The 12,437-nt window shown below is 62.0% G+C and carries 8 protein-coding genes; 3 read left to right on the top strand and 5 right to left on the bottom strand.

The window, feature by feature from the left end; translation table 11 throughout:
• Positions 1–47 precede the first annotated feature (47 nt).
• Entirely contained in the window at positions 48–869 is an 822-nt protein-coding gene (locus tag V5E97_RS04195) for a glycerophosphodiester phosphodiesterase (protein ID WP_406698029.1), read from the top strand.
• A gap of 200 nt (positions 870–1,069) precedes the next feature.
• Here V5E97_RS04195 and V5E97_RS04190 read toward each other — a convergent pair whose 3' ends face one another.
• From V5E97_RS04190 to V5E97_RS04175, 4 genes are all read right to left on the bottom strand, one after another.
• Entirely contained in the window at positions 1,070–1,792 is a 723-nt protein-coding gene (locus V5E97_RS04190; protein WP_406698028.1) for an SMI1/KNR4 family protein, read from the bottom strand.
• Between the two features lie 444 nt (positions 1,793–2,236).
• On the bottom strand, positions 2,237–3,439 hold the full coding sequence (locus V5E97_RS04185; protein WP_406698027.1) for an IS4 family transposase: 1,203 nt from the start codon (positions 3,437–3,439) through the stop codon (positions 2,237–2,239).
• A gap of 446 nt (positions 3,440–3,885) precedes the next feature.
• Complete coding sequence (locus V5E97_RS04180) at positions 3,886–6,852, bottom strand: zinc-dependent metalloprotease (RefSeq protein ID WP_406698026.1); 2,967 nt, start codon at positions 6,850–6,852, stop codon at positions 3,886–3,888.
• 667 nt (positions 6,853–7,519) lie between these two features.
• Positions 7,520–7,807: a hypothetical protein gene (locus tag V5E97_RS04175; protein ID WP_406698025.1), complete on the bottom strand. Its 288-nt coding sequence runs from the start codon at positions 7,805–7,807 to the stop codon at positions 7,520–7,522.
• Positions 7,808–8,977: 1,170 nt separating this feature from the next.
• On the opposite strand from V5E97_RS04175, the gene V5E97_RS04170 reads away from it, so the two are divergent.
• Complete coding sequence (locus V5E97_RS04170; RefSeq protein WP_406698024.1) at positions 8,978–9,793, top strand: CPBP family intramembrane glutamic endopeptidase; 816 nt, start codon at positions 8,978–8,980, stop codon at positions 9,791–9,793.
• 503 nt (positions 9,794–10,296) lie between these two features.
• A complete protein-coding gene (locus V5E97_RS04165) occupies positions 10,297–11,019 on the top strand; it encodes a YebC/PmpR family DNA-binding transcriptional regulator (protein ID WP_406698022.1) in 723 nt (240 codons plus the stop codon).
• A 362-nt stretch (positions 11,020–11,381) separates the two neighbouring features.
• Here V5E97_RS04165 and V5E97_RS04160 read toward each other — a convergent pair whose 3' ends face one another.
• On the bottom strand, positions 11,382–12,383 hold the full coding sequence (locus V5E97_RS04160; protein WP_406698021.1) for an isopenicillin N synthase family dioxygenase: 1,002 nt from the start codon (positions 12,381–12,383) through the stop codon (positions 11,382–11,384).
• Between the last annotated feature and the right edge of the window lie 54 nt (positions 12,384–12,437).

Here is a 12,437-nt window from a genome sequence, read left to right as displayed (position 1 = left end):
GGCTTCCTCGATGACGAACTCAAGAGTTACCGGAAGGCGAATCGGTGATGACCGCACTCCGCAGTTTCCTGCTTCCGGCACTTTGGCTACTCGTCGTTCCTGCGAACTCGTTCGCAGCCGGGCGGGAGCAAACCTTGATCGTCGCTCATCGGGGCCTGCTTCAGCACGCTCCCGAGAACACGCTGGCCAACTTCCGGGCTTGCCTCGAACTGCGGCTCGGCTTCGAGTTCGATGTGCGGCGCACCAAGGACGGACACCTCGTGTGCATCCACGACGAGACCGTGGATCGAACGACCAACGGAACCGGCACCGCCTCCGAGATGACGCTGGAGCAGATCCGCCAGCTTGACGCCGGCAAGTGGTTCGATCCGAGGTTTGCGGGTGAGAAGGTGCCGACCGTCGAGGAAGTCCTCAAGCTGGTTGCCGAGTACCGTCGCCACGACGTGCTGGTGGCCGTCGATCTCAAAGCCGAGAACGTGGAACTGGATGTCGTGCGTCTGGCCGAGCAACACGAGGTCTTGGACCGGCTCCTGTTCATCGGGAATACCATCTCGGAGGCCCAGGTTCGGGACCGGCTCAAACGAGCTTCGAGTAAAGCCCACACGGCTGCCGTTGCCAACAACGCCGCTGAGTTCCCCATGGCGCTGGCAGCGCTCCACACCGATTGGGTCTATCTCCGGTATCTGCCGTCGTCGGTGCAGATGGAGGCGGTCCATCGTGCCAGGAAACGGGCGTTCCTTGCCGGTCCGACGGTCGCCGACAACCTCCCGGCGAATTGGCAGCAGGCGGTCGCTGTGGGCATCGACGCCGTCCTGACCGATTGCCCGCTGGAACTGCGGACGGCTCTCCGGCGGGAGGCAGGAAGGTGAGGCCGGAGCCAGGAATCACGTCCTGATCGGGTGTACCTGCCGCCACAGCGATCACTGCGGGCTGGCCAACGCCCGCCGAACAGGAACAATGGCTGGACACATGGGAACCGCCGAGGTCATCTCGACGTTTCTTCCGCCGTAGGCTGATGGCTCGACGTTTCTTCCGCCGTAGGCTGATGGCATGTCCGATGTGGCCGAGGTCAGTTCCGACCAAAGCGCCGCCGGATTCGCCGCCAGAGAGGGTTGACGGTCGACCAGGGCGTTTCACTTGCCTTTCGGAGAGAGGAGTCGAGCCAGCTCATATACCAGTCGGCGAACGTCACCGGCTCACCCGACTCGTCGAGGACGGGAGCGATCCCGGCGTTGTCCGCCCGGAGGTCGTCCCAGACGAAGCCCCGCTGCTCGCCGTGGATCACCAGCCATTGCCGCAGCGCACAGCCCTTGTGGCAGATCGGGATCGCTCCACCCATGATCGCCGGGTTCCAGTAATGCGCCTCCAACTCTCGGTCCCATGCCTCCATCAGCCGGTCCTCCTCTTCCAGCGTCGTGCCCGGTGGTGGGTCGGGCTCGCCACCCCAGAACGACTCGGGCAGGTTCCAGGCGGTCGTGTGCGGGAACGGCTTCGACGGGTCGCCGACCAGGCCGCCGCCTTCCCAGTCACGGTCGTCGTCGTCTTTGCCGAAGGGGAGGATGCCGTAATAGGGTCCGGCCCCGCCGTTGCCGATCTCGGTCATGAAGAGCCGGTAGTCCTCGGGCAGCGAGACCCCGTGGCGTTCCTCGAACGCCTCGATCACGGAGACGGGTAGCGGCGGATTCAGCTTGTACTGATGGGACGCCGCCCCGAACACTTTCCGCCGCTGATCTCGACGGTCGAGATCGGCGAGCCGCTGGAGGATGGTGGATCGGTCAAGTGTTCCGGGCATGGTTCAGATCCGTTCGGGCCTCTCGACCGTCCGCTCGTCCCTAACGTCGCCGGTGTTCAACGTCCCGGCGTGTTCTAAGTTCGAGTTTCGCACTTTTCGCGCTGGGTGAATAAGCATGTAGTATTGCGTCCTCCTTGGGCCACGGTTGTATCCTGGAAGTTGCTCAACACCCAGGATCCCGCGCCACAAGGAGGCCGCACATGCAGCTTACCCCCTACGTTCCGCTCGCTCCTACTCCAATTCCGCTCGGTCTTCGTCGCCCCCACCTTCGCCACCTTCGTCACCATCGCCACGGGGTGGTGCCTCTCCTTCCGCCATCGCTACGTCACCGAACTGATTCAGTCCGCGGGCGCCGTCCATTGCGGTCACCACAGCCGATACCACCGATTCTTCGCCAATGCCGCCTGGAGTCAATCAAAGGGGACGGAGCGGAATGGCATGAGGCTAAGCGTTAACTCCTTGGCCCATAAGGTTGTTGCGAAGCTCCGCTCGTGGCTTTTTCATCAACGGGTACTGCTTCGGTCTTCGCTTCTTCACGCGGGGTTCGACGCGATCGGGGCGATCAGGATTGACGATTAACTCTGGCAATTCGTCTCCCGGTTTCGCCTGCAGCAACCAACGCAGTGCGTCGATAAAGCTGATCCGCTCCACCGCCACCTTTTGCCGTTTCGCCGCCTCCATCATCACTAGACATACCAAATTGTAAACAATTGCATAAGCCGCCAGTTCCTTGAGGACGCCTTCCACTGTCGCACATTTCAATACATCCATTTTCATAGTCTGCTTCAAGTGACGCAGATTCAGCTCAACTCGCCATCTCATTCCATAGAGTTCTGCTAGCGCCTCCAGCGGGTAAAGCTCGGCGTCCAGGAGCGTCGTCACCAGCGTCACAGACTTTGTCCGGAACCCCGGACGGCCCACATCATATCGCAATTCGCGGACCACCAACGTGTCCGGCAACGCCGCGTACTCCTCCGCCGTCATCCACTCGGGAGCATCCACGGGTTTGAACCATTCGACGACTTGATCGAGCACCCCAAGCCCTCGCAGCCAACGCGATCGGGGGAGCCCCTTCTGGGTGTTTTTTTCACCGAGATGAAAGTGCGGCCGCCCCGGCGTGAAGTCGACGATCTGACGCTGATGCATGCGAAATACCGCGTGAACAAGCCGTTGGCTTAACATCGCAACATGAGCATAGGAACTGAGACCTCGGTCAACGACCATGATGTCGTCCGCTTGCAGCGTCGGATGGATTCCACCCACCTGCGACATGTCGTGAGTCCGTAACGGCGCTGCGACGACATCCAGAAGGAGGCCGGTGCCGGCGTGGAACAACGCCAGGATCTTGGCGACGGGAAACCCACATCCGGGCGACTGATTGCCGGGCTGACCGAACTTGGCCTGAAGCTCCGGAGTGTCGGGCATGGAGAACGACGAACCATCGACCAGCCAGGTGCGGTGGCCGCGCCACAGGCCTTGGGTTTGGGTGTCCGGAACCAACCCCTTGAGCAGGTTGCGGAGTACGGTCTGGAAGACCGCCAAGGGCAAGAAACGACGCGCCTGACAGTAGGCCGTGGCGGTAAAGCTGCGACCGCTGAACAGCGAGATGTGGGTCAGGGCGGTGTTGCCATGGATGACCTGGATCACAAACCAGTGGAGAATCGCGGGTGGAGTGAGCACGCATTGCCGTCAGGTATGCCCCACAGAGCGACAGGCTGTGAGGATGGATTCGGGGGCGAGATGGAGGGCAATGTCTTGTCGAATCTGCGTGACAATGGTATCAATCCGGTGATGCATCAGAGGGCCTCTTGTGCACGTTGGTGTCGTTAAGCAACTCCATCGTGCCAGGAGGCCCTTCTTTTCTCAACCTCTACAACCGCTTCGCCTTACCGTTGGCTTCATGCCATTCGGGACGGAGCGAATTCCAGAAAACGATATGCAGTCAAATTTCTATGATAAACCACATCGATAATTCGCTCCGTCACTGTTGATTCCCTGATGCGGATGACATCCCGCCGGTCGTGGAGGGTTGTCGCGATCGGTGTCAATGCGGGGAGGGGCGTCCCTGGGGACGCCCCGGCCGTCGGGGAGGGTCACGGCTCGTTCAGGTCGAGGGACGCATCCAGGACTTTGTTGATCCGGGTGCGACACTCCTTCAGGTGGGCGCGGGTCGTCTCATCGACTTTGGAGTCTTTCGGGTCGAGGAACTTGCCGATCCGGTCGCGGATCTCCTCCATGTGCAGCCGCGCCAGGCTCTTGGCGTCGGCGGGCGGCTCCGGCGTGCCGAAGAAGAAGATGTAGTCGAACAGGTCCTCGTAGGGGCTGCGTTTGCGGCCGAGAACGAGGGTGCTCAGCTTCTTGAGGTGCTCGCGCTGGAGGTTGCGCCGGATCGTCGAGCAGGCGACGGCTCCGCCGCGGGCGTCGTTCGGCTCACATTCCGACCAGATGCCGTCGGTCAGGGACCGGAAGACCTCGGCCATCGTCAATGACTCGGTCTTCGGCTCGGCCTGGAGTTCCTGATTCTGGAGTCGCGACAGCGTGTTGGCGGACAGGCATTGCCCCAGGACGATCTTCTGGATTCCGAGGATGTGCTGATAGATCGGGAATTCGACCGAGCCCCCATAGTAAAACAGCCTCTCGTTGCCCCAGTGATACCAACGCTCGCTGGCCAGCTTGCGGAGCAGGGCCGGTGAGAACTGGAACGCCCTGTCGCTGAGGATCTGTTCGGACACAAGCTTCAGCGCCTCGCGCTGCTTGGTCCCCGGGACAGGCGTGATGGGGTCGTGCGTGGGCCTCTGGGGCGTCTCGGCCTTGGCCTCCTTTTCGTTTTTGTCCGCCTTGCTCTCGGCCTTGTCTTTCTCCTTGCGTTCCTTGTCCTTGTCCTCCTTGGATTCCCCCGGCCGGTGGTCGCGGGAGACGTACTGGCCGCCGACGTGCGACGAGGCCAGGTACGCGGCGTCCCCCCACTGGGAGAGCAAGAGAGAGAAGGCGCGGCGGGTGCGGGACCACGGCTCTCCCTCCTTGACCACCTTCTCGTCGAGGCCCTTCATCAATTCGGCGGCCAGCGCGACCCGGTCCCTGGCGTACCGGGTCGGGTCGGAGCCGAGGTCGAAGGCATTCACGAGCGGGTCGTGGTCAAGGAACATGTCCTCATCAGTGGAGTAGACCAGATCGGGGTCGGGCGACCGGGCGGCGATCTTCCTCAACTCGGCCGCCTCGTCGCCGTCGATCGGCTTGTAGGCATACTCGATCGCCCAGTAGTCGTAGGGGCCGATCGTGGTGGTGGCGAAGTCCCCCTGCTTCTTGCCCTTGGAGGCGATGTTGAGTGGGTTGTAGTCCATCACGCTGCCCGACTGTCCTTTGACCCGCGTGATCGCGGGGTCGTTGATCTCGTCGGCCGTCAGCATGGTGCTGCCGTGGAAGTTATGCCGCAGGCCGAGAGAATGGCCGACCTCGTGCATGACAACGTACTTGATCAACTGGCTCAGGGCCTCCTCCGAGAGCTTTTCGTCGGGCCCGGAGGTGCCGGCGGCGGAAAAGGTGAGGGCGGCCATGGCCAGTTCCCTGCGCAGGCCCGTGGTGAACTGGCAGGCGGCGAACTGCCCCGTCAGCATCTGCCGACGGAGCCGGAGCAGGTCGGCGCTGGTCCCGGCCGGGACCGCCTCGACGCCCGGCGCGAGGCCGTCGGCCGACGACCGGGGCCCGATCAGCGGCAGTGGCAGTCCGAAGCCCATCTTGGCCGCCATGATCGGGCTGATCACCTCGCCCATCGCCAGCGGTGCGTCGGCGCGGTCGCCGGCCGCGGTCGGGGCGGTGCCGGTCATGAAGGCGTACTCCTGCGCCCAGTAGCGGACCAGGCCGTCGTCGAAGACAACGTCGCCGTCGATCATCTCCCCGGTCAACGGGTTGGACCGCAGTCCCGAGTAGGCCCCGGCGCCGTCGGCGGTCCCCCAGCGGAAGGTGCAGTAGTTGATGTCCTCGGGGTCGAAATCGTCGCGGCCCTCCGTCTGCCAGCGGACGGCGATGGCATTCTTGAAGCCGATCTTCTGAAACGCCTTGTTCCACTCGAGGATGCCCTCCTCGACGGCCGGGCGATACTTCTCGGGGACAGTCGCCTCGATATACCAGATGATCTGCTTCTTGGGCGGCGACAGCTTGGCCTTCGGGTCAACCTTCTCGAGCCGCCAGCGGTTGACCTGACGGACGAAGTAGGTGTCGAGGTCGGCCTTGCCGAAGTCCTTGGCCGCGTCGAGGAAGTGGCCGACCCGGTCATCGGCGTATCGGGGCTTGTAGCCGCCGTCGGGCGCCTTGACCAGGCTGTAGTGGATGATCAGCGTTTTGCCCCGACGGTCGGCGGCGGCGTTATCGAAGAAGGCAAAGGAATAGGGGCCGCCGCTGTAGGTGGCCTCGACCTCGATCTCGAGGTTGTTCGGGTACGTCTTGATTTTGTGCCAGGTCGTCCGGTTGCGATCCAGGCTGCCGAAGAACTGGAGCTGGGCGAAGTCGGTCAGGAAGACGTCGGCCAGGTCGATCACCACGGCGTTGTTGTTCGCGTGGTTGATGCTGATGATCGGCAGAGCCAGCAGCACCGAGTCGAGGTAGTTCTGCTGGACCGCCCGCTCCACCGCCGAGCCGGTCGGCGCCTTGTAGTGGACGTTACGGCGGATCAGATGGACCTTGTCGCCGACCCGCTTGAAGACCAGGACCCACTGGTCGCCGAAATTCAGCGGCTCGCCGGCCATCGCCATGCCGCGCGCGATGTTGATCGGCACCAGCAGGGGCTTCTCGAACTGGTCCGCCTTGATCTCGGCGTAGAGGTGCTCGTCCTTCCTGTGGAGCGTGAACAGGCCGTCAAACTTCTCGGAGTCCTTCGTCACCTCGTTGAAGTCGCGGAACTTCTTTTCCCCCTCGGCCCCCCGGCCGTGTTCGGCCTTATCCTTGCCCGCGGCCGCGTCGGGGGCCTTCCCCTCCGGCTTCTTGTCCTCCTCGGCCCAGAGACTCGTCGATCCGAGGACGATGACCAGGGTCGTGGCCCATCCGAGTGCGATGAGATGCCTCATGTGACCCTCGCGATGCTGCGGGAGGGCAGGCTTGCCATTGACCTCGCCGGGAACGCCCCGGCGTCCACGGGCCGATCGCCAGAACGATCGGGCCTCGCCGCGTGCCCCGCGGCCGCGAAACCGGATCCCTGAAGTCACGGTACGAACCCCGATGAGACGAACCCTAGTCGTGGAGGGTCTGACTCAGGTACCGCCCGCCCATCCCGACGGCATTCGACCCGGGGAGCGCCCGAAGAGCTCGGGCTAGAAGCCCCCGTCACCGCTGGTTAGGCGCACTCGTTTCGATGAGGTACGGGCAGCACGTCGGAATCTGCTCCGCTCATTCATAGGGTAACCCTTTCCCGCCGAACCCGCATAACCGTCAATGCTGGCCAGCTTCGGTTCGGGACACAAGGGGGAAATCGAAGGATTTCGGATTCGACCACGGCTCACTGCGGTCGGCCCGGCGCGTCCGTGGTACCGTCGATGGCCATGCACCTCAAGAGGCCAAGGTGGGGAGCCTGGAGAATCCACTGAGGGCAGCGGCCAGGCACCCATCTTCACTGGACTTCCCAAACCTCGCCACTGAGGTGCCTGTCTACTCATGCTCCCTAATTCAGTCGCTGCGTCCCCTTTGATTTCCCGGCCTTTCCTGAGGAAATACGGACTGCGATGGACCGTCATGCGGTCACTTGGGAGGCTCCAAGGCCAGACCACCGCATGCCGTCGCGAGTCCCTTGGCGAGGCGTCGAAGCACCGAGTCATCGTGGGCGTCGTCACACGCGGAGGATAGCCCGATGGAAGGCGGTTGGTCGACAACCTCGACGTGGATCGGCCGCTCATCGATCCAGAGGTTCCAGACACGTCCCTTGCGGGTCCGATCGATCCGGTCGGCGGCGGCTTCCAGGAATGAATCGATCGTGTCGAGCATTGCGGGCTCGTCGGACTCGAGTAGCACCTCGCAAGCCAGGCTCATGTAAGCACCTCGGCCGCCAGGCCGATATTGGGACGAACGAAATCCGTCTCGGGCGGGTCGCGTCTGGCGACCACGAGGCTAGTTGCCTCGTTACAGAGTTCAACCGATATCGTCCTCGCACCTGACAACCGCCCCGTGCCAGTGGTTCGCTCAACTCGTCTCTCTCGAGCGCCGGTCCGCGCAGTGGGGGACTCAAAAGGAAGGAGCGAGTTTCGAAATTAAGCTTCGCCGAAATCGGAACTGGACACACCAGGTGGCGGCTCCGACCATTCCTCGATGAAATTCCCATGTGGCATTTCATGAAATTTCTTCATCAGTCCGATCCCGCCCCGGGCAAAATCTATCGTGTCGCAAGCCACGTGTCGCAAGCCAGGCACTTCAGTGGGAAAGCCTGGGAGATTTAGAGCGGTTTGCGGATGCGTTGCGCACGGTAGTTGGTCTCAAGACTCAGGAGCACGTGTGGAAACGGGGACTGGCTCCGGAGCGCAGCGGAGGTGCCTGTCCCCCTTTCCGCCGAGGCCGTCCGTGACGGCCCGGAAAACGGGGACAGCGACTGTGTTGGAAAACGGGGTCTCTGACTTTTGTCTTTCAGCGGAAACCCCGTTTTCCAACAAAGTCTTCTCGTGTTCTGCGAACATACAAGGCACCCAGCCGCCAGGTCGTCCGGAAAAGCCGAGCATGGAGCGGGCCGGGAGCCAGTCCCCGTTTTCCTCCACCGTGCGCAATGCGATCGTTAACCGCTCTTAGTGAGGATAGACGCCTGATCCCTGTCCTCGATTGGTTTTCCAGGTTCCCCGCCTTACCTTCTTCAGGGCCTGGCCACCGACGGCGCGATTCGGCCGAGTGGTTCAGGTGATCTTGGTATTACGCTTAATCAAGAGTATGTGGCTGACCTCGCCGGCCGAACTGCCAGAGTTTCGAACCAATTCCCGATTGTTGCTGAATTCGAAGTTGTATCGGGGACGTGGGATGCTCTACTGAGTCAATCTGCAACTCATCCCTCCGCTTCCGAGTTGTTCCCAAATCTGCCCACCTACCAAAAAGGAATGGAGCCAGAGCCAGGCGCTTTCCGGGGAGAGGCCTGGGCAATTCCGTGATTGTTGGCGATGGGTCACCGCTTCCGATGGATTTTCACTTTTGACACCTCCGAACGTCTGGAGACCAAGGAAGATGGATGCCGATAACCCCGCCGTCCCCACCGAGATGGCACCTCCTGGTACCGGTGGTGAGCAGACGGTGACTGGCCGGACGGAAGGCCCGATCTTGCTCGGCCCGGTCGTCCCGCCGAAGCCCTGGGGACCTTGGGCGAGTCTCGGCTGGACGATGCTTTGCTTGGCGGTGACGTTCGGGGTGCAGATCGGGGCACTGATCGCCTTCGCGGTCGCGAACGGCAGCAAGGAGAATCTCATCGGCGTTTCCAGCAGCGCCCTGTTCCTCTCCGTGGCAACCCTGATAAGCACCCTGACGATCTTCGGTCTGGTTGCCCTCCTGATCCGCATCCGACGCTGGACCGTGCATCAGTACCTCGCCCTGACCATGCCGACAGCGAGGCAGGCGGCACTCGCCTTGGGGGGCTTGACCGTCCTGATCGCCACCACGGACCTGATCACTTACCTGGTAGGACGCCCCTTGGTTCCGCAGGTGATGGTGGATGCCTATCGTTCGGGTTGGGTGCCGTTGCTCCTAATTACCATCCTGATCGTAGCACCCGTGGGGGAGGAGGTCCTGTTTCGGGGATTCCTCTACCGGGGGATCGCTTCGTCGCGATGGGGGCCGGGGGTGGCGATCGTCGCGTCCTCAGTCGGGTGGGCGTCGCTGCACATCCAGTACGACCTGTACTCGATCGGGGCGATCTTGGTCATGGGCCTCTACCTCGGGGAAGTCCGCCGCCGTACCCGCTCACTGCCGCTGACCATGATCCTGCACGGGTTCGCTAACACCGTCGCCACGATCGAGGTTGCTATCATGACCGCCGGGCTAAGTTGAGAAGGGGTCGCAGCCGTAACCAGGCACTTTCAGGAGAGGCCATGCCGCCAGGCACTTTATCGGGGCAGCCTGGGAAATCTGGATAGAAATTCAGCCTGACACGCACTCTCAATGCACTGCCCAAGGCTCCTCACTTGCTCGGCTTAGGTGCCTGGCCATTGTCACTGCTGGACGGCTGCGATCCGATCACTGAGTTCCTCCTTCGCATTGATGGCGAAGGGCGACGTGCGTCGTGGCGGTACGGACGGGGCAATCAAAGGGGACGGAGCGAATTTCGGAAGATCACACTCAGCTTGAGCTACATGTTAACTCGGGCCAATATTTCGCTCCGTCCCCTTTGATTGCCCCGGCCTCCCAAGAAGCCCTCAGCCGCCCGCACGCCGATCAGCCCGGCCATTCGTTGGCGCCGGTTGAATTGCTCTCGAAGAGATTTTTCTCTATACTGAGGGGACGAAACCATTCTGGCTTGGCTCCGTTGGGATAATGAAAAGGCAGAAATTCGAATGGGTAGGATCTTCGAAAAGCGCAAAGAATCCATCTTCAAAACCGCCGCTCAGAAATCAAAGCTCTATTCCAAGTACGGAAAACAATTGTATATGGCCGCCAAGAATGGTGTGCCCGACCCGGATGCCAATCCGACTCTGCGCAGCCTCGTCGAAAGAGCCAAACGCGATAACGTCGCGAACCATGTGATTGAAAAGGCGATCCAGAAAGCCGCTGGTACGGGGGGCGAGGATTTTCAAGCCGCGCGTTATGAGGGGTTTGGTCCCGGCGGCTCCTTACTCATTGTCGAATGCTTGACCGACAACAGTACACGTACTATCTCCGATCTCCGCAGTTGTTTCTACAAGACCGGGTCCAAATTGGCTGCCAATGGATCCGTGGTGATGTCTTTTGATCACTTGGCGGTACTTTCTTTCAATGGTGACGACGAGGAGAAAGTGATTGAGGCGATGTTCGCCGCGGATGTTGCCGTTGAAGAGGTCGAATGCGAGGATGGCACCGTTACGATCTTCGCCCCTCCCGTCGAGTTCTACAAAGCGAAAACGGCCTTGCTCGAGGCGTTCCCCGGCCTCGAGCTGGAAATCCAGGAAATCAGATTTCTTCCGCAGGCAAGCAAGATTCTCAGCGGAGACGATTTGGGCTTGTTTGAAAGATTGCTAGGCATGCTCAACGATTGCGATGACGTGCAGGAAATCTACCACAATATTGCCCCTCCCAGCTAACCCATGTCGAGGTCGGTCCCCCGGTGCACTCGCCGTTTGATCTGGTTGCCTCACGCTCCATACTTACCATCATCAGCCGGTCATAGAGCCATCCCATCGTCTCCAGCCCTTTTGTCACCTGCGTGTGTGGCTAAGCGGTTTCCATGAGGTTCGTGATCTCCCAATCCGCCATATCTGGTATACGGCTTTCCCAGAGAGGCGCAATCAAAGGGGACAGAGCGAATTCCAGAATGGCATGCTTGGATTTGGGTATATATTGACTCGTGGTGCAAGCTCGCTTCGTCCCCTTTGCCCCCCTCGAATCTATAGGGGGGACTCGTCACCGCGATGAGAGGACATCGAGGTTGCCCGAACTCGATTGATCAGAGCACGGCCGACCGTAACTCGGGGAAGACCTTTCCGACCTTGCCCAGCAGGTAGTCGCCGTAGGTTCCCTCGAACGCATGGACGCTGGCTCGATCCCAGCGCTCGTCCCGATCGTCGGGGGGGAGTTCCCGCGCTGGCAGCTCGATCGGGCGGACAGGTGCGAAGAAGTTGGGGTCGAAGAAGAAGGGGAACGAGAGTCGATCGCGCGGGGCCTGGTTGCGGACGCGGTGGGGTGTGGAGCGGAACAGGCCGCCGGTCATGCGGTCCAGCATGTCGCCGATGTTGCAGACGAACGAGCCTGGGACAGGCGGGGCGGGGACCCACCGCGCACTCGACTTCACCTCCAGGCCGCCGGCATCGTCCTGCAACAGGATCGTCAGCAGGCCGTAGTCGGTATGCTCGCCGACTCCCCAGAGGGTCGGGTCGGCCGGGGGCGGGTAGTTGAAGATGCGGAAGAGGGTCAAGGGCTCGGCCGTGCCGTGGTCGGCGAAGTACGACTCCTCGAGCTCGAGGCTGAGGGCCAGCCCGGCCATCAGCCGATGCCCAAGGCCGGTGAGCGCGGCCATGTATTCGAGCACTGCCTCACGGAAGCCTGCGGGCTCGGCCGGGAAGAGGTTGGGGCCGTGCAGCGGCGTGCCGGCCAGAACCCGCGGGTCGTCCGGGGCCAGCTCCGCGCCGAAGTACAGACCCTCCTTCTGATCCGGCTTGCCGGAGGTCAGCTCGTCGCCGACGCGGAAGTAACCCCGCCAGGCCCGCCCCCCCAGGGCCATGCGGATCCGCTGCTTGGTCTCAACATCCTGGGCAAAGAACTCCCGGCTGAGCTCGCGCAGCCGGGCTTGCAGCGCCTCATCGACGCCATGGCCGACGACGTAGAAGAAACCGTTCTCCCGGCAGGCCGCGCCGAGACGCCCCGCGACGGCCCGCCGGGAGGGGGCCCCCGCCACCAGCTCGCTGACGTCGATGATCGGGATGTGCGAGACATCACCCGCTGGTCCCATGAGACCCTCCTCCTCACAAGACAGCAGAAACCGCGTCTTCCGGCTTCCAGGGTA

The sequence above is a fragment of the Singulisphaera photorubra genome, assembly GCF_045290345.1.
GTDB lineage: Bacteria > Planctomycetota > Planctomycetia > Isosphaerales > Isosphaeraceae > Singulisphaera.
This window is presented reverse-complemented; position numbering and strand designations above follow the sequence as displayed.

Excerpts from the sequence above, each read along its gene's own strand:
- V5E97_RS04195 (WP_406698029.1), top strand. The coding sequence starts at position 48 with ATGACCGCACTCCGCAGTTTCCTGCTTCCGGCACTTTGGCTACTCGTC.
- V5E97_RS04190 (WP_406698028.1), bottom strand. The coding sequence starts at position 1,792 with ATGCCCGGAACACTTGACCGATCCACCATCCTCCAGCGGCTCGCCGAT.
- V5E97_RS04180 (WP_406698026.1), bottom strand. The coding sequence starts at position 6,852 with ATGAGGCATCTCATCGCACTCGGATGGGCCACGACCCTGGTCATCGTC.
- V5E97_RS04175 (WP_406698025.1), bottom strand. The coding sequence starts at position 7,807 with ATGAGCCTGGCTTGCGAGGTGCTACTCGAGTCCGACGAGCCCGCAATG.
- V5E97_RS04170 (WP_406698024.1), top strand. The coding sequence starts at position 8,978 with ATGGATGCCGATAACCCCGCCGTCCCCACCGAGATGGCACCTCCTGGT.
- V5E97_RS04165 (WP_406698022.1), top strand. The coding sequence starts at position 10,297 with ATGGGTAGGATCTTCGAAAAGCGCAAAGAATCCATCTTCAAAACCGCC.
- V5E97_RS04160 (WP_406698021.1), bottom strand. The coding sequence starts at position 12,383 with ATGGGACCAGCGGGTGATGTCTCGCACATCCCGATCATCGACGTCAGC.